The sequence below is a fragment of the Amycolatopsis vancoresmycina genome (genome assembly GCF_000716785.1).
Taxonomy (GTDB): Bacteria; Actinomycetota; Actinomycetes; order Mycobacteriales; family Pseudonocardiaceae; genus Amycolatopsis; species Amycolatopsis vancoresmycina.
In genome coordinates this window covers 1,205,148-1,224,399 of the sequence record NZ_JNYY01000001.1, presented here as the reverse complement: position 1 = coordinate 1,224,399, position 19,252 = coordinate 1,205,148, and the positions used below count along the sequence as shown (strand labels likewise).

The 19,252-nt window shown below is 70.9% G+C and carries 14 protein-coding genes; 5 read left to right on the top strand and 9 right to left on the bottom strand.

From position 1 onward, the window contains the following. Positions 1–224: 224 nt before the first annotated feature. Positions 225–2,372, top strand: a complete 2,148-nt coding sequence (locus OO60_RS05235) for an FUSC family protein (RefSeq protein WP_033260849.1) — start codon at positions 225–227, stop codon at positions 2,370–2,372. A gap of 124 nt (positions 2,373–2,496) precedes the next feature. On the opposite strand, the gene OO60_RS05230 is transcribed toward OO60_RS05235, so the two are convergent. Next, positions 2,497–3,552: an alpha/beta fold hydrolase gene (locus OO60_RS05230; protein WP_003069369.1), complete on the bottom strand. Its 1,056-nt coding sequence runs from the start codon at positions 3,550–3,552 to the stop codon at positions 2,497–2,499. Between the two features lie 11 nt (positions 3,553–3,563). Beyond that, positions 3,564–4,823 (bottom strand): esterase/lipase family protein, encoded by a 1,260-nt coding sequence (locus tag OO60_RS05225; RefSeq protein WP_003069371.1) that lies wholly within the window; start codon positions 4,821–4,823, stop codon positions 3,564–3,566. Between the two features lie 688 nt (positions 4,824–5,511). Between OO60_RS05225 and OO60_RS05220 the strand changes: the two genes are divergently transcribed. Next, positions 5,512–6,330: a DUF427 domain-containing protein gene (locus OO60_RS05220; RefSeq protein WP_033260848.1), complete on the top strand. Its 819-nt coding sequence runs from the start codon at positions 5,512–5,514 to the stop codon at positions 6,328–6,330. Positions 6,331–6,960: 630 nt separating this feature from the next. Here OO60_RS05220 and OO60_RS48160 read toward each other — a convergent pair. Continuing rightward, positions 6,961–8,349, bottom strand: a complete 1,389-nt coding sequence (locus tag OO60_RS48160) for a CHAP domain-containing protein (protein ID WP_033260847.1) — start codon at positions 8,347–8,349, stop codon at positions 6,961–6,963. An 870-nt stretch (positions 8,350–9,219) separates the two neighbouring features. Beyond that, positions 9,220–12,144: an AfsR/SARP family transcriptional regulator gene (locus OO60_RS05210; protein ID WP_244885486.1), complete on the bottom strand. Its 2,925-nt coding sequence runs from the start codon at positions 12,142–12,144 to the stop codon at positions 9,220–9,222. Between the two features lie 308 nt (positions 12,145–12,452). Here OO60_RS05210 and OO60_RS05205 point away from each other — a divergent pair, with 308 nt between their 5' ends. Next, the gene (locus OO60_RS05205; RefSeq protein WP_003069386.1) at positions 12,453–12,647 is read left to right on the top strand and encodes a hypothetical protein; all 195 of its coding nucleotides are present in this window, start codon (positions 12,453–12,455) and stop codon (positions 12,645–12,647) included. Between the two features lie 61 nt (positions 12,648–12,708). Next, the gene (locus tag OO60_RS05200; protein ID WP_155848859.1) at positions 12,709–13,320 is read left to right on the top strand and encodes a hypothetical protein; all 612 of its coding nucleotides are present in this window, start codon (positions 12,709–12,711) and stop codon (positions 13,318–13,320) included. Positions 13,321–13,594: 274 nt separating this feature from the next. Here OO60_RS05200 and OO60_RS44905 read toward each other — a convergent pair whose 3' ends face one another. Together OO60_RS44905 and OO60_RS05190 are read right to left on the bottom strand one after the other, a co-directional pair. Further along, the gene (locus tag OO60_RS44905) at positions 13,595–14,038 is read right to left on the bottom strand and encodes a nuclear transport factor 2 family protein (RefSeq protein ID WP_003069392.1); all 444 of its coding nucleotides are present in this window, start codon (positions 14,036–14,038) and stop codon (positions 13,595–13,597) included. Next, entirely contained in the window at positions 14,035–14,772 is a 738-nt protein-coding gene (locus OO60_RS05190) for an alpha/beta hydrolase (protein WP_003069396.1), read from the bottom strand. Before OO60_RS05190 ends, OO60_RS44905 begins: the two co-directional genes overlap by 4 nt. A 150-nt stretch (positions 14,773–14,922) precedes the next feature. Here OO60_RS05190 and OO60_RS05185 point away from each other — a divergent pair, with 150 nt between their 5' ends. After that, complete coding sequence (locus tag OO60_RS05185; protein ID WP_003069398.1) at positions 14,923–15,780, top strand: LysR family transcriptional regulator; 858 nt, start codon at positions 14,923–14,925, stop codon at positions 15,778–15,780. Between the two features lie 19 nt (positions 15,781–15,799). Here the strand turns inward: OO60_RS05185 and OO60_RS05180 are convergent, their stop codons facing one another. The 3 genes from OO60_RS05180 to OO60_RS05170 are packed head-to-tail and all read right to left on the bottom strand — an operon-like array spanning position 15,800 to position 19,244. Next, positions 15,800–16,291 (bottom strand): flavin reductase family protein, encoded by a 492-nt coding sequence (locus tag OO60_RS05180; RefSeq protein WP_003069401.1) that lies wholly within the window; start codon positions 16,289–16,291, stop codon positions 15,800–15,802. After that, entirely contained in the window at positions 16,288–18,513 is a 2,226-nt protein-coding gene (locus OO60_RS05175; protein WP_033260846.1) for a molybdopterin-dependent oxidoreductase, read from the bottom strand. Before OO60_RS05175 ends, OO60_RS05180 begins: the two co-directional genes overlap by 4 nt. Then, positions 18,510–19,244, bottom strand: coding sequence for an LLM class flavin-dependent oxidoreductase (locus OO60_RS05170; RefSeq protein ID WP_003090484.1), 735 nt, complete (start codon positions 19,242–19,244; stop codon positions 18,510–18,512). The genes OO60_RS05175 and OO60_RS05170 overlap by 4 nt, the downstream gene beginning before the upstream one ends. Positions 19,245–19,252: the final 8 nt, after the last annotated feature.

Here is a 19,252-nt window from a genome sequence, read left to right as displayed (position 1 = left end):
GGGCGAAGTCCGTCGACCGTGGTCGAGCCCGGGACGGCGACATCACCGGCGTACCGGCCGAGTTGCGGATCGCGCTCGGCCCGCCCGAAGCGCTCTCCCGCGTTGACGACCGCCTACCCGCTTTCGCCGGCCACGTCACGGCGAACGGCCCGGCGCCGCCGGTCCCGGCGCGCGGCACGCGATAACCGGCCCGTGATCAGCAGGTTCGCGGTTATGCTCGCCGCGTGGCGATCGATTCCCCCGCAGTGAAAACCCGCCGGATCACGCCCCGGGACTGGGTGCCGCAGTGGTCGGCCGGCGCTGTGCTGCGTGCCGTCCGGGCGACGCTGGTGGTGCCCGCTCTCTTCGCGTTCAGCGTCACGGTGATCGGCAACCTGCAGGTGGCGACGTTCGCCGCCTTCGGCGGGTTCGCCACGCTGGTCTTGGCGTCGTTCGGCGGCGACTGGCGGGACAAGCTGCGCGCGCACTTCGGGCTCGCCGTCGCGGGCAGCGTCCTGCTGGTCGTCGGGACCGCCGCCAGCGCGTCGCTGCCGCTGGCGGCGGTCGTGACGCTGGTCGTGGTGTTCCTGGTGCGGTTCAGCGGGGTCGCGGGCCCGAACGCGGCAACCGGCGCCCCCGCCGCGCTGCTCGCCTACGTCCTCCCGGCGGCCTCGCCCGGCACGCTGGGCATGGTGCCCGACCGCCTCGCCGGCTGGTGGCTGGCGTCGGTCGTGGGCACCGCGGTCGTCCTGCTGCTGTCGCCCCGTTCTCCCGCCACCGCCCTGCGGGACGCGGCGTCCCGGTCGGCCGGCACCCTCGCCGGCTACCTGGACGCGGCGTTGCGCGGCGACCCGGACGTACAGGCGGCCAAAGAGGCGGCCGTCGAGGCCAAGCACCGGCTGATCGAGGAGTTCACCGCGACGCCGTACCGCCCCACCGGGCTGGCCGCCGAGGACCAGGCCCTCGACAGCCTGGTGGGCCTGCTCGAATGGTGCTGTTCGGTCATCGCCGACACCCTCGGCGAATACCCGGACCTGAGCCGGGCACCCGAGGTCGAACGCGAACTCCTCGCCGAGACCAGCGCGTGCCTGCGAGCGGTCGCCGGTCTGCCGGCCGGCCGGTCCGGCGCCTTCGACACCGACGAGCTGGACCGCAGGATCCAGGCGAGCGTGGCGTGGCTGCGCGGCATGGGCTCCGGCGATCCCGGCTACGCCGACGCCGTGCACCTGTCCTTCCACGCCCGGACCGCCGCTTTCGCCGCCCGCGCAGCGGCGGTCGAAGCCCGCGCCGCGACGCCCGGCAGCCGGCAGAGACGCTTCCCCGGCAGCCTCTCCCTGACGTCGCTCACCCGGGTCGCGTCGCCCCAGACGAGCCTGCGGTCGGTGTGGTTCGTCAACAGCCTCCGCGGCGCGGTGGCACTGAGCGCCGCGGTCGTGGTCGCCGGCGCGAGCGGCGTCGAGCACGGCTTTTGGGTCGTACTGGGAACGTTGTCCGTGTTGCGCGGCAACGCGGCGGCGACCGGGTCGACCGCGTTGCGCGCGCTGGCCGGCACCGTGCTGGGCGTCGTCGTCGGCGCGTTGCTGCTGCTGGTCATCGGCACCAGTACGCCGGCGCTGTGGATCGCCCTCCCGCTCGCGGTGCTGGTCGCCTCCTACGCGCCCGGCGCTCTTCCCTTCACGGTCGGCCAAGCCGCCTTCACCGTGACGGTGGTCGTGCTGTTCAACCTGCTCGCCCCGGCCGGGTGGCGGATCGGTGTCGTGCGGATCGAAGACATCGCGATCGGCTGCGCGGTGTGCCTGGTGGCCGGCGCGCTGTTCTGGCCCCGCGGCGCCCGGGCCGTCGTCGCCGACGACCTCGCCGACGCGTTCCGCACCGGCGGCGCGTACCTCGCGACGGCCGCGCACTGGGCGCTCGGCCTCCGCCACGACCCGCCGGCCCCGGCCGCGGCGACCGCCGCCGGTGCCCGGCTCGACGACGCGCTGCGCGGGTTCCTCAGCGAGCAGGGCACCAAGCACGTCCCCAAGCCGCTCCTGTGGCGGCTGGTCACGGGCACCGTCCGCGCCCGGCTGACCGCGCACTCACTGGCCGGGCTCCCGAACCCCCACGTCGAACCCGACCCGTTCCGCCGGCTCCTCGGCGAGCAGGCGGGCCAGCTCGCCGCCTGGTACGACCACCTGGCGTCCCGCCTCGACCGCACCGACCACGGCGACGTGCCGATGCTCGCCCCGCCCACGTTTCCGGAGCTCCTCGAGCAGCCGGGTGCCTCGGTGCGCGACCTCGCCTGCGCGTTGTGGGTCCACGAGCACATCAAGCACATCGCCGCCCGGCTCGCCGAACTCGTCGAGCCCGCCGGCGTGGTGGCGGCCCAGCGCCATCGCCCGTGGTGGCGATAGCTGCGGTCGTTGACCGTTGACGGAATCCGCCAGCCCGTCCAGTCCTGCCGGGGTGCGCGGATCGTGAGGATGTCGTCGACGCCGCGCACTGGCTTCCCGGCAAACTTGACTTTCGTGGCGCCGATCAGCCGTTGGCCAACACCTCGAGCAGTGCCGCCGAGAACTCCTTCGGCTTCTCGATGTGCGGGCTGTGCCCGGTGTCGGAGATGACCACCTCGCGGTAGTCGCCGCCCGCGGCGGCGTAGCGGTCGAGGACGGCTCTGGCCTGGGTGACCATCGGCTGCGCGGGGTGGGTGGCCTCGCCCGGCCAGCCGGGCACCGCGCCGAGCCGGCCGAGGTGGGCGAGGTCGAACAGGGAGGTGTCGGAAACGATCTGGTCGTCGGCTCCCCGCACCCAGAGGATCGGGGGCTTGGGCTCGATCGCGTCGAGGTCGTCGAGGCGGAAGTGGCCGGGCGCCAGGGTGTTGAGCACGCCACGGGTGCCCGGCGCGACACCGGGCCACGCGTCGGTCGTGGTGGAGTCGCCGGGGTAGTGGTCGTCGCCGACCCGGGTGGTGAGCATCGACTCGACGAGGTCGTCGAGGCGGGCGGGGTGGAACGGCGGCTTGACGTAGAAGGCCAGCAGCACCTGGCGTGGGGAGAACGGCGACTCGTCCGAGGTGTCGCCGTCCTTGAGCCGGGCGACGAAGTCCGGGTTGGCGCCACCGCCGCCCGAGCCGGCGCCCGCCGCGTCGACCAGCTCGCCGTCCGCGCCCTTGGTGCCGCCGAAGCCGTAGGGCGAGACCGGGTTGACCAGCGTCACGGTGCGCGCGAGCGCGGGGTGCTCGCGCAGCAGCTGCAGCACCACGCCGCCGCCCAGACTCCAGCCGACCAGGTGCGCGGCGTCGATGCTCAGCGCGGCCAGCGTGGCGGCCACGTCGTCGGCGTAGTCGCGCACGCCCCGCGTCGCGTCCACCGGCAAGGGGTCGGTGCCGCCGAAGCCGCGCAGGTCCACCGCGATCGGGCGGTACCGCTCCGGCAGGTCGAGCATCGACTCCTGCCAGAAGGCCGAAGACGAGACGTTGCCGTGGACGAACACGACCGGTTCGCCGTGCTCCCGGCCGGCCACCTCCAGCACGTGCGCGGTCAGCCGGTCGGTCGGCACCTTCGCCGAAGTGATTCCGTCGAGGAGTGTGGTCACTGTCGTCCCTTTCACGCCAGCCAGCTCGTCACCTGGGACATCGAGGCCGACGCCCAGCCCAGCTGCAAGTGGTTCACCGAACCGACCAGCGCGGTCGCGGCGAGGTGGCCGATGCCGGTGCTGTCCAACGCGCTGGTCGTGAACACGATGCCGTCGCTCGGGCCGCGGTTCTCGTTGAACACGCCGACGATGGTGGGCGAGCCGCCGGCCAGCAGGTACACCGAGACGCCGGCCGGGGTGCCGGCGGACTGGATGGTGGAGATCATCGACCCGGCGTCGATCGCGGCCTGGATTCCCGTCCCGTCGGTGTAGAAACCCTGGCCGCCGTAGTAGGTCGTGTACCAGTCCTGCTGCGAGCCGTCGACGCCGAACGCGCTGTCGAAGCGGGCCAGCATCTGCCGCTGCCCGGGGTAGGTGTCCCAGCCGGCGGTGGGGGTGATCGACAGTTCCGGGTGGTAGGTGTACGCGCCGTAGCAGGTCATCCTGGTGTGCGGGCTCGGCGCGTTGATGTTGACGCCGCACTCCGGCCAGATCGACAGGTCGTGCGCGTAACCGTGCGCGAACGGGTAGTCATAGCCACCGTTCGGCCCGCCGAGGGTGATCAGCTTGCGCACGTCGCCGGCGTAGGGCCGCCCCCAGGCGGGCTTCACCGAGGACACGTACATCCGGGTGGACAGCTCGCCCTTGCTCCAGCCGACCAGATCGACCTGGCCCACCCCCAAGCGTGACTTGATCAGCGCGATCGCGTCGCCGACCTGCTGTGCCTGCTGGCGGTTCTCGCCCTGCTTGTGCGCGAAGCCGATGGCGAACACCCGGTACCCGCGCGAGCTGAGGTACTGCATCAGCCCGGTCGACGGGCACGTCGCCGAACCGCACCCGAAGCCGCCGGACTCGTTCGGATTGGCCCAGGCCCGGTCGGGATTGTCGTTGGCACCGTGGACCAGCAGCACCGGCGTGGCCTTCGCGCCGGTCGACCAGCCGGGTGCGGAGTACAGCAGGAACCGCGACGAGGACGGCTGCGCCACGCCGCCGAAGAAGGTCAGCCGCTGCCCGTCCTGGTTGCCCCGTCCGTCCGGCGGATACTGCTCGTCGGCGAATCCCGCTGTGGTGTCGCGATAGCGCTCGACCTTGGCCCACCCGTTGGCGACGGTGCTGAACGTCGCCTCGTTGGTCAGGTAGGCGGGAGCGGCTGCGGCGACCGGCGGTGCCGGCGCGGCGACCTCCACACCGACGACGACGGCGGCAGCGGCCACCAGGCTGAGCAGGCGCACGACGGGCTCCTCACGACACCGGGGGGAACTCCGCAACTATCGGCCACCGGACGAGCCGGGGCAATGTGCGCGGGCCACGCCCCGCGCGGCTCGGACATGGTCGTGGGCACCATATCGAGGGGATGCGGTCACGGGTCGCCGAAGCTGCGCGGTCCGGGGTGCGCGGTCAGGGAACCGGCGAACGCGGCGATCGTGGCGAGGAGGGCGTGATTTTGACGGGCGAAGTCCGGCCGTACCGGTTCTGGGGCGGCCGGGAGCTCTGCGGGTCCGCGAGCGGCCCACCTCGACGGCACGGAGGTCGGCGCGGTCACCGCCAGCCCGTGCAAGACCTGCCTGACAGCCACCTTGGACCCAAGTTCACGCGGTCAGTGATGCGGAAATGCGTGAACGCCGGCCGCTCTAGTTGTCGTGAGGCAGCGGAGAAGGGCGATGGCGCCCATTCCTGGTATGGGTGAGGGTCGGTGTGAAGAACTGTCTCCTTGTATAGGTTGCGCGACGGTGTAGCCGGCTATGGCCGCAAGGGAAGGACCGTTGGCGTTTCAGCTTGACCCGATCGTGCTCGTGACCGAGAGGCTGCGCTCGAGCTGTTCGCCACGCACCGCCTGCACGCGTTCGACATCCTCCGTGGCGACAGTGGTTGAACGAGCCGGTATTGACGACGGTGCCCACCGGCGCGGATCGTGGGCCCATGGCGACACGCATGGGAGCGCGGTTCACCGGAGACCTGGCCGAGTTGCGGTACGAACCGGTGGCCAAGCGGGTACGGGCGGTCGCGAGTGGACGGACGTTCGCCGACTCGCGGCGGGCCGTGCTGGTCTGGGAACCGAAACGGGTGGTGCCGTCGTACGCGTTCGCCCTGTCGGACGTCCGCGCGACGCCGATCCCGTCGGACGACGCACTGGCGGCGGAGAACCCGGTGCAGCTGGCCGAGGGGGGTCCGCCGGTCCTCGACCCGCGGACCGCGTTCGCCGTGCACACCTGCCCGGGCCGGCCGCAGACCCTGGCCGTGGACGGCGTGACCCTGCCGGGCGCGGGCTTCCGGCCCGATGACCCCGACCTCGGGGAGCATGTCATCCTCGACTTCTCCGCCTTCGACGAGTGGCTCGAGGAGGCCGAACCGATCGTCGGCCACCCGCGTGATCCGTTCTCGCGTATCGACATCCGGCGCAGCGACAGCCGGGTGCAGGTCGAGGTCGACGGTGTGGTGGTGGCCGGCTCGGCCGCGCCTCGCCTGTTGTTCGAGACGGGGATCACACCTCGCTACTACCTGCCGCGCGAAGACGTCAGGATGGACCTGCTCACGCCGTCGGACACACGCACCACGTGCGCCTACAAGGGACACGCGACCTACTGGTCGGTGGGCGGGCACCGTGATCTGGCCTGGAGCTACGACGAGCCGCTGTCCGACGCGCGGGACATCGCCGGGTACATAGCCTTTCTCACCGAACGCGTCGACGTCGTCCTGGACGGCGAGCGGTTGCCGCGGCCGATCACGCCGTGGTCATAGCACCAGGTTGGCAGGGCTCATGATCTCCCTGACCTCACCCGCCGACCCAGGTGTTCATCAGGAGCACTGGGCACACCGCCAACGCCGTCGCGAAACTCGTCGGCGGGAATCGAATCGACGACGACGAGTTTGTTGAATAGGTGGCGGGGAAGGTCCACAAAGGAGGCCGGAAGAGTGATGACCATCATGCGATGGTCGCCGACGCCCGCCGACACGGCGCGGCAAACCCCGGCCCAAGAGGGGCCGGACCAAGACTCCTGCGGGCACGAGTTTCATCAGCTCCTTGAAACCAGGACGTGAGAAGGCGTCACTCCGGGTCGCATGGACGACCCGATGGTGACGGTCAGCAGTTCGATCGCTGCCGGATTCGATCTCCAAAAAGCTTGCCGGAACGCGGCCGGATCGTCGGTCTGAGAGGGGCGAGACCGCGATTGCCGGCCCGTGCTACCAGCAGATCGTCGGATCTCGTGACAACGGTGTGTCCTGCGGCTCCTGGTTCGGAGCCGCAGGACACGAGAACGTGTCGGGCCGGCAGGTTCTGGCGGTCAGGCGACGCCGAGCGCCCAGGGGTCTCCCTTCGCGGTGATGGACGCGCCGCTGCCGGTGGCGAGCCAGAGGCTGTTGTTGGCGTCACGTCCCTTCCAGGTCACTTCGAACCCGCCGGTCGCCAGGGTGACGATGGCGGGACTGCTGTTGGCGGCGACACCGAGGGCGTAGGGGTGGCCGCGACACCCAACGCCCACGGGTCGCCCTTCGCGGTGATCGACGCGCCCGTGCCGGTGGCGAGCCAGAGGCTGTTGTTCGCGTCGCGGCCCTGCCAGGCGACCTCGAAGCCGCCACCAGGCAGCGGAGCCAGCGACGGGCTGGTGTTCGGGGCGACTCCCAGGGCGTAGGGATTGCCGTAGGCGGGGCCGCGACACCCAACGCCCACGGGTCGCCCTTCGCGGTGATCGACGCGCCCGTGCCGGTGGCGAGCCAGAGGCTGTTGTTCGCGTCGCGGCCCTGCCACGCCACCTCCCACTGCTTGTTCGGGAGCGCGACGATCGAGGGGCTGGTGTTCGGAGCGACCCCGAGGAGGTAGGGGTCGCCGAAGGAGGTGATGGTGTTGCCCTTACCGGTGGCGATCCACAGGCTGTTGTTCGCATCGCGGCCCTGCCAGGCGGCGACCCAGCTGCCGTCCGAGAGGGTGGCGATCGAGGGCTTGGAGTTCGCCGCGACGCCGAGGGCGTAGGGGTCGCCGTAGGCCGACAGCGTGGTTCCGGCGCCGGTGGCGACCCAGAGGCTGTTGTTGGCGTCACGGCCCTGCCAGGCGGTGGCGAAGCCGCCGGTGGTGTCGGCGGTGAGGCCGGTTCCGCCCTGAAGGAGTGGGGTGCTGCCGCTGTCCTGGCCGGCGCCGGAACTGACGTAGCCGAGCACCCACATCTCGTAGCTCTGGCCGGCGAACAGCTTGTCGTGCGGGTTCCAGGCAGCGCCGTTGCCCTCGTCGACCTTGACGCTGCTGGTGGACCACCAGTTGCCGTTGCCTCCGGGCTGACCGCCGCCTTCGTCGCCGCCGATGTCGGACAGCAGGCCGTTGCTGTAGTCGGTGACGATGGCGATGTGGGAGCCCTCGGTGGGGTAGGTGTCGTCGCCGAAGACGACGGCGTCGCCGGGCTGGGGGACGTAGCCGCTGCTGAGGGAGTGGTAGGCCGAGGTGTTGATCCAGCTGGGCACCGAGGCCGGGCTGGCGGCTGGGACGGACACGCCGGCCTGCTGCCAGACCCAGGCCACGAAGTCGCCGCACCAGAACTCGCCGGCCCCGTTGTTCGCCGAACAGCTGCTGTCGAAGCCCGTGCCGCCGGCGCTGTTGGTGCTGCAGTACCCCTTGCCGAGGTTGGCGTCGGCGATGCTCACGATCTGGGCGCCGGTCGCCGCGGCGGCGGAAGCTGCCCCGGGCCCGAGCAGGGTGGCACCGCTGAGTACGACCGTGATCAGGCCGGCCAGTGGTCGGAGCGTGGTGCGGTTGTGCGAAGAAGACATGGTTGTTCCCCGAATCGTCGTAAAGTGTGGCCGCACGGCCGGGAGCTGCTGAAGCGGGCCGGCCGCCGGGCCGGGGATCACGTCGGATCTTGCGGTTCTCCGCCGGCGGCATGACCGGCGACGGTGGACGTCGGGCTTACGCGGACGTCCCGTGCCGGGCCTCGGTCGGGGCGAAACCCAGCTCACGTGGGCCAACCACGAACGCGGTCCTCGATCTGTAACGCGACATCTGATCTCCCGAGCTCGGCAGAGAGTGCCTGGCCACCTTGCGGGCCGGTGGCGGGAATGCACCCCTGCGGTCGAACCGGCCGACTCGGTGCCGGCCGGCACCTCTCACGTTGTCCGTGCTCGGTACCCGGTCGGTACCCGGCGGGTTCCCTCGGCCCCGCCACGGAGGTCCGGGGTGGCCGGCGGCTGGTCGGCGAGTCGCGCGCGCAGGGCGCCGGCGTCGGGGTGGCGCAGGTCGTCCACGATCAGCAGGGCACTCCGCCGGCAGCGGTGTGCGGAGGGTGGTGGGCGTAGCCGAGGCTGTTCCACGTGTCGGCCTCGCCGTGTCTGCTGCCGACCGCTCGGTACAGCTCGAGCGCTCGGTCGCAGGAGCACAGGGCGTCGGCGTGCCGGCCCAATGTGTCTGCATCCAGCCGATCGCGTTCAGCGCTTCGGCCCGGCCTGCCCGGTGTCCGGCCGCGTGGAACAACGCGTAAGCGGCCTCGCCGTGCACAAACAAACGACGTTGCCGTCCCGCGACGTCGATGCGCGGGAACTTGCGCCGGGCTCGCTGACCAAACTTTCGCCTCGCATGAGTCCGTGCCACCCGGTCAACCGCAGCGTTGGCGTCAGCCCGGAATCGCGGCGGCTCGGACCTGCGCGCTACGTGTCGACCGGACTTGTCCTTTTTGGTCGGTCGAGTTTGACGCCGACCTCGGCGAGCACGGTCGTGATGTGGTGGGCTTCCGGTGTGCCGAGGCGCGTGTACAGGGCGAGTGCCCGGCGCCAATGTGTGCGCGCCGTGGAGGTGTTGCGTTCGGTGTGGTGGGCCTGTGCGAGTCCGGCGTGGGCGCGAGCCTGTTCGTAGTGGTCGCCGACATCGGTGGCGTGGGTGAGTGCGTGGTGGTGGTAGCGGATCGCCTGTGTGGGTTGTCCCAGAAGGCACAGCGTGGCACCGACGTCGTTGAGGGTCACGGCGTCGTATTGGCGGTTCGGGATTTCGCCGAGGATGGCGAGGGCCTGCTGGTGGTGGAGCCGGGCGTCCTGGTGCCGGCCCACCTTGGCGCAGGCTAGGCCGAGTTTGCCGTAAGCGAGGGCGTGGAAGGAACGGCTGCCGGTTTGGTGGAGGAGAGTGACCGATTGCTGGTACTGGTCGAGCGCGTCGTGGTTTCGGCCGAGTTGTTCGTAGAGGATGCCGAGATTGCCTCGTGCGGAGCCTTCGCCGAAGCGGTCGCCGATCTCGCTGTATATGTCGATGGCTCGGTGGCAGTGGTCGAGCGCCGGCTGGTCGTGGCCCAGACGCTGGTGGACAATCCCGAGATTGCCGTGGATCACGGCAAGCGCGTGGCGGTCGTCGGTGTTGCCGAGGTTGTCGAGCATGTGCTGGTAGTGGGTCAGCGTGTCCTGATAGCGCCCGGCGCGCCACAGGACAGTCCCGTATTTGCCCGCTGCCGGGGTTGTGTCGTCGACGTCGGCTGTGTGGAGCGCGGCCGTGTGGAGCTGTTGGGCGTCGGTGCGGTGGGCACCGTTGTCGAGGTAGCGAAACAAGGTGACGGACAGTTGGCTGGTGTAGGTGGGCCACCCGTGGTCGGCGGCGTAGACCGCACTGGTGACGAGGTTGGCGCGTTCGGTGTCCAGCCAGGCCAGTGCCGAGCCCGGGGCGGTGAAGACCGGTCGGTACGGGGTGAGCTGCGGCCCGGCCCGCTGCCGGGTCGGCTGGTAGGGCGCGTAGCAGGTCATGGCGTCGGTGGTGGTGCGCAGGTAGTACTCGAACAGGCGGGTCAGTGCGGCGGACCGGTGGCCGGCGTGGTCGGCCAGTTCGGCTGCATAGGCTCGAAGGAGGTCGTGCATGACGTAGCGGCCACCGGCAGTGCGGTTGATGAGAGAGGCGTCGGCCAGCGCTTGCAGGACCCGGTACGTTTCGCGTTCCGACAGGCCGGTGAGCGCGGCGGCGGCGGGCAGGCCGGTGTCGGGCCCGGGTGCGATACCCAGCAGGGCGAACGCCTGGCGTTGCCGGTCGGTGAGGTGGCTCAGGGACCAGGACAGCGTGGCGGGCAGACTGGCGGTGAGATCGTCGGAGTCCAAGGCGTCCAGGCCACGGGTGCGGAGTTCGCCGACGATGTCGGCCAAGGGCAGCTGGGCGTCGGCGGTGGCGCGGGCGGCGATCACCCCCAGGGCGAGGGGAAAACCGCCGCACAAGCCGATCAATTCCGTGATCGCCTGTGGGTCGGTGTTGGCGCGGTCGGGACCGATGCTGGTGGTGAGCAGGGTGTGGGCTTCGGAGTCGGTGAGCACGTCGAGGTGTAGGGGGTGGGCGCCGTGGCGGGCGGCGAGCCCTCGGAGCTGGTTACGGCTGGTCACTATCACTGTGCAGTGGCCGCCGCCGGGTAGCAGACACGCGACCTGGTTCGTGGTGAAGGCGTTGTCGAGCACGATCAGCAAGCGCTTGCCGGCGAGCAGGCTCCGGTACAGTTCGGCTCGGTGGTCGGGGTCGTCGGGTTGACGGTCGCGGTCGACACCCAATGCGTGGAGGAATCCGTCAAGTACGTCGGTCGGGTGTGCCGGTCGTTCGGTGGGGCTGAAGCCGTGCAGGTCCGCGAATAGCTGCCCGTCGGGGAACCGGTGCAGATTCTCGTGGGCCCACCGGACTGCGAGCCAGGTCTTGCCGATGCCGCCGAGCGCGGAGATCACCACCACATCGCCCTGGTTGCCGGCGGTATCCACGGTGGTGGTGAGTTGGGCGAGTTCGTCCTTCCGGCCGGTGAACAGGCGTGGCGCGGCGGGTAGTTGACGAGGTATCGGCGTCCGCGCCGCGGCGGGCAGGCTGGTCAGGGCCGGGTCGGCGGTGAGGATGCGGTGGTGCAGGTGTTGCAGCGGTGGACTGGGGTTGGTGCCCAGCTCCTCGGCCAGCCGCATTCGGAGTTGCTGGTAGCGGTCCAGGGCATCGGCTTGGCGCCCGTTCCGGTAGAGGGCGAGGATGAGCTGGCCGACGAGCCGCTCGCGCAATGGGTGCCGGGTGGCCAGTTCGGTGAGTTCGACGACGAGATTCTCGTCATGTCCGGCGTCGAGCGCTGTCTCGAAACGCTCCTCCAGCACGTTCAGGCGGAACTCGGTGAGTTTGATGGCCGCTGCGGCGACCATCGGCGTGGGCGGCACATCGCCGAAGGGCGGACCATGCCACAGCTGGTCCGCCTGGCCCAGCAGTGCGACGCGGTCCCGCGGCGAGCCGCCGTTCCGCGCGGCGCGGGCATCGGCGACGAGCCGGTGATAGCGGTAGGAGTCCAGTTCGTGCTCGGCGACTTCGAGCAGGTAGCCGGGCTTGCGGGTGATCAGTCTCCGTGCCGCGGCCGGCCCGGTCGGACCGCTGCGTAGCACCCGCCGCAACCGGGACACGTAGCTGTGCACGAGCGCATCGGCGCCCGACGGCGGCGACTCCGGCCACATCTCGTCGATGATGCGCCCCACGCTGACCAGCTGTCCGGGATCGGCGAGCAGTAGCGCGAGCAACACACGAATACGGGGCGGCCCCACTGCCAGATTCTCGCCGTCGTCGCAAATCGCCAGCGAGCCCAGTATCCGGAAATCCATCACGCCCCCAGAGACAGCTCACCGCGTCCTGGCCACCCTCCGCACAGTCTCCCATCGACAACGCGAGTGGGTCCAGATCGTGGTCAGGTTTCAGCCAGGATGCGGCAAGGGCAATCGGGCAGCATCGACACCACGGCGGATGCAGGGCCGCCGAAGACGACCGGACTGCGCCGAAGAGCGCAGTGACAGGCTTTGTCGCATCGGTGACTGTGCCAAAGGAACCACAAGCCCTGCACCGGTCTCCCTGGAACAGGAGTATTCCGTGATGAAACTCCGTCATCTGCTGACAGCGATCGGCGCCACCTGACATGACCACACCCAACTCGGCACTAGTCCTGCTGGACGACGGCACGGACCGGACGGCCGTGGGACCGGCCTGCTACACCGTGCCGGCGTCGTTCACCCCGGGTGGCGCGATGACCCTGGGCCTGAAGGTGGTCATCGGCAGCACGAGCGACCGCATCACCGTCGGCATGATCGCGATCGGCGGCCTGTCGGAGTAACTCGGCGGAGAACAAATCCCCGGCCTGACACCATTCTGAAAGGGTCGATATGGTGAGAAGAATGACAAGAAGATGGCGACTCGGTGCGACGATCGGGACGCTGGTCCTCACGGTTGCCGGAATTTCTGCTTCGCAGGCTCTGGCCTCGGTACCGAATTCGGCGACCGGCGTCATCACGAGCTGCTACAACACCAGCGGCGCTCTGCGCGTGGTCGACGCTCAGCAAGGCGCGACCTGCGCGACCGGCGAAACCCCGCTGACCTGGAACGGCATGACGATCAGTGCCACCCGGTGGGGATCGGGGGCCGTCGTGCCGCTCATCCGTCGTCCCCACGGGGCGACCCAGGTCGTCCTGCGTCAGCCGGGCAACCCGCTTCCCGCCGGCTCATGGCTTCTGACGGTGGAGGTCATGATCGCGAACAGTGAAGTGGTGACGTCGTTCTGGTGTGGGGTGCAGACGCGCGGAACACTGACGTCCGGCGGTGGGCAGATCCAGGAGTGGGGTAATGCGGACGGCTGGCACCACACCATGGTGATCCCCGGTATGGTCACGATGTCCCAAGCGGACTGGATCGACGTGTCCTGTACCAATGGTGACATGAACACCGACAGCGGTTGGGTCCAAGTCGAGCGCGTGCAGGTCACCGCGCAACGCGTCGCCGCGGTCTTCTAACCGGACACTGCACCCTTCCGCCGGCGGCGAGGAAGAACTCTCCTCGCCGCCGTCGGAACAATCACGGCGATCTGAGGTCCTACACGGAGTTCAACGTCGCTCTGGCTCGACGCACCGGGAAGCGGCAATTCGACTGCTGCCCGGGGTCACCACCGGCCCGCCGATCGACCGCACCCGCTCCTGACCACGCGTCACCTTGCAGGTGAGAGCGGCGATCACCGCTCCGATGACGGTTTCGTCCACGAGGCGCCACAAATTCTTCATCGGATTCCTCTCAGGCACCTGGTGTGGGCGCGGGCATCAGCCCGACCTGGGTCAGGAACCCGGCCAGGTTCCAGTAGTCCCGGTTGTGCGTGATCGCGCCGTTGTGGCGGGTGCCGATCGTGAGCCCGGGAACGGAGAACGCCTTGCCGGTGGCGGGCAGGCCGAGTTCCGGGTTGGCGCGGTCGTGGGTTCCGGACAGCACCCATTCGAACGCGTAGTCCGTCCCCGCGGTGATGGCTTTGCGGACGGTGAACCGGTAGTCGCTGGACAGGCCCGCGTCCATCCCGAGCAGGAGTTGCCGCACCGCGTCGCGGCCGGTGAACTCCCCGCCGAACGCGGTGTCGGCCACCTGCACGTCTTCGGCCATCATCGCGACCACCGCCGCGGCGTCGTGCCGGTTGCAGGCCTCGACGTACTGCTGGATCCAGCCGGGCACCACGGGCTCGCCGGTCATGCGGCGGCCGCCGCGAGGACGGCTTCGACGACCTGCGCGGGCCGGGCGGCGGCGACGTCGTGGCCGCAGTCGGCCTCGATGATCTTCGCGCCGGCCCGGTCGGCCAGGTACCGCTGCAGTTCGGCCGGGACCGCGTGGTCCTCGGTGGCGACGACCTGCCACCGCGGGAGGTCGTCGGCGGGCACGTCCGAGACCACGCCGCCGAGGGCTTCGCTGGTGACGGGACGCTGGGCGAACGCGGCGATCCGGACCTGTTCGGCGCTCAGCCCGCCGGCGTAGACCTCCTCGTAGCGCTCCGGCTTGATGTACAGGTCGGTGCGGCCGTCCGGGGTCGGTACCAGGACGAGGTTGTCCGGGGTCAGCAGCGAACCGGGGTACCGGCCGTTCAGCTCGGCCGAGCTTTCGCCCGCCTGCGGGATGAAGGCGGCGACGTAGACGAGCGCCTTGACGTTGCCGGCACCGGCGGCGGCCTGGGTGATGACCGACCCGGCGTAGGAGTGCCCGACCAGGACGACCGGCCCGGCGACGGCGTCCAGGACCGAGCGGACGTAGGCGGCGTCGGTGTGCAGGTCGCGCAGCGGGTTGGCGACCGCCATGACCGGGAAGCCTGCGCCGATCAGCCGGTCGGCGACGGCGCCGAAGGCGGTGGCGTCGGCGAACGCGCCGTGCACGATGACGATGGTCGGCTCGTCCCCGCCTGCGGACGGGGATGGGTGGCGGCCGAAGATGCCCACGAAGGCTCCTTGAGTCGAGGTGACGTTCTCCCGGCTGGGAGGTACCTCAGAGGTTGGCCTGGGCGCGGCTCGTCCCGCCAATGCTTCTTTCCGCTGCGCTCATGCCTTTCCGGCATGAGCGCAGCGAACGAACCGGCATAAGCTTCCGGCATGTCTCTCGACCTTCGGAAGCTCGGCTACTTCGTTGCTGTCGCCCAGAGCCAGAGCTACGTCCGGGCCGCGGCGGAACTCCACATCACCCAACCCGCCCTGAGCCGGCAGATCCAGGCACTCGAAGAGTCCCTCGGCGTCACGCTGTTCACCCGCGATCGCCGCGGCACCGCCCTCACCGGCGCCGGCCGTCAGCTACTGGAGGACGCGGTGCCGCTGCTGGCCTCCGCCGTCGCCCTCGAACGCCGGGCCCGCGCCGCCGCGCGCCTGGGCAACGAGTTCACCATCGGCTTCATGCCCGGCGTGCCGTTCACCGACCTGCTGGCCGAGTTCCGCGCCGCCCACCCGGAGGTGTCGGTCGACGCCCGTTACGTGCCCATCGTCGAACAGGAGCCGTACCTGCTCGACGGCACCGTGGACGTCAGTTTCGTGTGGCTGCCGTTGAAATCCCGCGAACTGCGGCACGTCGAACTGCTCGATGTGCCGCGGGTGGCCGTGGTCCCGGCCGCCTCGCCGCTGGCCGGAGCGACCAAGCTGACGCTGGAGGACCTGCGAGCCATGCCGCTGGTCGACGACCCCGGTTCCCTCCCGGGCTGGCGCGGCGACAGCGCACCCCGCCGCCGTCCGCTCGTCGCCGTCGAGGAACGGCTGGAAGCTGTGGCCGCGGGGGAGGGGTTTTGCGTTCTTCCCGCCGGTGTCGCCCAGTATCACCGCCGCGACGACCTCGTCGCGGTCGAAATCCACGACGCCGAACCGGTCGTTGTCGCGCTCGCCTACACCCGCCACCGCACGATGCCGGAGATCCAGCACTTCGCGGCCATGGCACGCCGCCACCTCACCCGTCGCCGTGGCGAGTGACCGCCCGACGTTCCGAGGCTCAGACGGCGGCGAGCCGGCGGAAGCGGCTGCCGTGGAAGACCAGTGGTGGGGTCCGGTCGGTGCGGATGCGGTGGATCTTCAGCAGGGCGATCACGTGATCACCGGCTGGGACCTCGTCGTGCATGGAGCACTCGAGCCAGGCACTCGATCCGCTGATGAAGACGCTGTCGTCCGGCCCGGGCTCCCACTCGACGTCGCGGAAGCGGTCGCCCTGCCGGGAGGACAGGCTGAAGCAAGCGTCGTCCTGTCCTTCGGCGAGGACGCTGAGGCCCAGCCGCAGCCGGTTCCGGAGGAGGGGCCAGGTCGACGATGTCCGCTGGATGCAGATCGACACCAGCGGCGGTGCCAGGGAGACCGAGATGAAGGAGCTGGCGGCCATCCCGCGGGGTTGTCCGCCGACGAGGGCGCACACCGCGGTGACGCCGGAGGGGAAGCAGCCGAAGGCTTCGCGCAGGTGGCTCTCGGACGTCACGGACTGGAGGTCGATCATCGGCTTCCTTTCCGAAGCGGGGGGTGCAGTGCCCGCACGCGCGGGGCGGGGCCGGTGAAGCGTTCGACGTCGACGGTGGCGTGCTGGCCGGCGCAGCCCTGCGACAGCCGGGACGAGGGGATGTCGGCGGTCAGGACGTTCGGGTTGCCGTGCGCGCACAGCGGCCCGGTGGGGTGGTCCTCGACCGGGTCGAACCAGGCGCCGGTCGGGAGCTGGACGACGCCGGGGCGGAGGGCGTCGTCGAGGACCGCGCCCGCCAGGCAGGCGCCGCGCGTGTTGAACACCCGGACGACGTCGCCGGTCGTGATGCCGCGGGCCGCCGCGTCGGCCGGGTTCAGGCGGAGCCGCTCGCGGCCCGCCACCTTGCCCGCCTGGCTGACGTCGCCGGCGTCGAGCTGGCTGTGCAGGCGGGTGTGCGGCTGGTTCGCGATCAGCCACAACGGCCCGGACTCGGAAGGCGGCAGCCAGACCGGGTGGCCGGGGCAGTCCGGGTAGCCGAACCCGGCGACGGTCGCCGACGTGATCTCGATGCGGCCGCTCGGCGTGCGCAGGGGGTGCGCGACCGGGTCGGCGCGGAAGTCGGCGAACAGCGTGTGGTGCTCGCGGCCGGGCGGCAGCCGCAGTTCGCCGTCGGCCCAGAACCGATCGAACGTCGGTTCTTCGCGCCAGGAGCGGTACAGGTGTTCCAGCCACTCCCGCGGGGAACGGCCTTCGGTGAACGCCTCGGCGACGCCGAGCCGGGCCGCCAAAGCGGCGAAGATCGTGTAGTCGTCGCGGGCCTCACCCGCGGGCGGCGCGATCCGGTGCATCGCGATCAGGTGGGTGTCCCGGCGGCCCGAGCCGAGGTCCTCGCGCTCCAACGCCGTCGTGGCGGGCAGCACGACGTCGGCGTGCCGCGCGGTCGCCGTCCAATGGGGTTCGTGGACGACGATCGTGTCCGGGCGGGTGAACGCGCGGCGCAGGCGGTTGAGGTCCTGGTGGTGGTGGAACGGGTTGCCGCCGGCCCAGTAGACGAGCCGGGTGTCGGGGTAGCGGCGGACTTCGCCGTTGTAGTCGTACTTGCGACCCGGGTGCAGCAGGAGGTCGGCGATCCGGGCCACCGGGATGAACTCGTCCACCGGGTTCACGCCCTGCGGCAGGTACGGGACGCGCAGCTCGGGGCCGGTGTCGCCGACGTCGCCCATCGAGCCGTAGCCGTGCCCGAACCCGCCGCCCGGCAGGCCGATCTGCCCCAGCATCGCCGCCAGCGCGATGCCCGCCCAGACCGGTTGCTCGCCGTGTTCGGTGCGCTGCAACGACCACGTGACCGTGATCAACGTCCGGTTCGCGGCCATCTCCCGGGCGAGCGCGACGATGTCGGCGGCCGGGATGCCGGTGATCCCGGCCGCCCACTCCGGGTCCTTGTCACGCAGGTACCGCTCGAACTCCGGGAAGCCGACGCAGTAGCGCGCCAGGAACTCTCGGTCGTGCAGACCTTCGACGACGAGCGTGTGCGCCAGCGCGAGCATCAGCGCGGTGTCGGTGGCGGGCCGGACCGGGTACCAGCGGGCGTCCACTGTGGACGGCAAGTCGTCGCGCAGCGGGCTGACGAGCGCGACGCGGGCCCGCAGGCGCGCGAGGTGACCCGGTGTGCCGTGCACGGTGACCCCGCCGGGCGTGACGAACACGTTCTTCTCCGGCACACCGCCGAAGGCGACGATCAGCTCGGTGTGCTCGGCGATCGTGGGCCACGTCGACGCCTGGCGCAGCACCGCGTGCATGTCGCCGACGACGTGCGGCAGCAGCACCGATGACGTTCCGTTGCTGTAGGTGTTCCGCGATCCGGTGAAGCCGCCGATCGTGTTCAGGAACCGGTGCAGCTGGCTCTGGGCGTGGTGGAACCGCCCGGCGCTCGCCCAGCCGTACGAGCCGCCGAAGATCGCCTGGTTGCCGTGCCGGGTCCGGACCCGGTCGAGTTCCGCCGCCAGCCGGTCGAGGACGTCGTCCCAGGGCACCTCGACGAACTCGTCGCGGCCGCGGCGGTCGTCCGGGCCCGGTCCGTCTTCGAGCCAGCCGCGGCGGACCGCCGGCCGGGCCACCCGGCTCGGGTGGTCCAGCGCGGCGGCCAGGTTGCCCAGCAGCGGCGACGGCGCCGGGTCCGCCGGGTGCGGCTCGACGCGCAGCCGGCCGTCGGCGTCGACCTCGGCGGAAAAGGCGCCCCAGTGCGATGTGCTCGGCTTCATGCGCCGACGGTAACCGCGTCCGCGCGCTCCCGGACCAGATTTACGAGCGTGCCGTAGTCGCGGGCGTCGGCCAGCGGCGAGAACCCGCGGATCAGCAGCGTGCCGACACCGAGCCGGACGTAGCCGAGCAGCGAGTCCGCGACCTGCTCGTAGCTGCCGACCAGCGCGGTCGAGTTCCCGGCGGCGCCGGTCGTCTTCGCCACCGCCGTCCACAGCCGTTCGTCCACCACCTCGCCGGTCGCGGCCGCCTCCAGGAGCCGTTGCGAGCCGACGGCCTCGCTCGAATCGCGGCGGCCCTTGAACTCGCCGACGCGCTCCTGCGTCAGCCGCAGGATGTCCCGCGCGCGGTTCCACGCCTCGGCTTCGGTCGCGGCGGGGATGGGCCGCAGGCTGACGCTGAAGGCGATGTCCCGGCCGGCCGCGGCTCGCACCTGCTCGATGCGCTCGGCGATCCCGGCCAGGGGTTCGCCCCAGAACGCGTAGACGTCGGCGTGCTTCGCCCCGACCCGGATGGCGTCGGCCGAGGCGCCGCCGAAGTACACCGGGATCCCGGCGGCCGGGCGGACGTCGGAGCGCGCGCCGCGGACCCGGTAGAACTCGCCTTCGTGGTCGAACGGTTCGGCCGAGTCCCACGTCCGCCGGACCACGGTCAGGAAGTCGCCGGTGCGGCGGTAGCGGGTGGGCTTGTCGGTGAAGTCGCCGTCGCGGGCCCAGCGGGCTCGGCAAGCCACTGGCCACG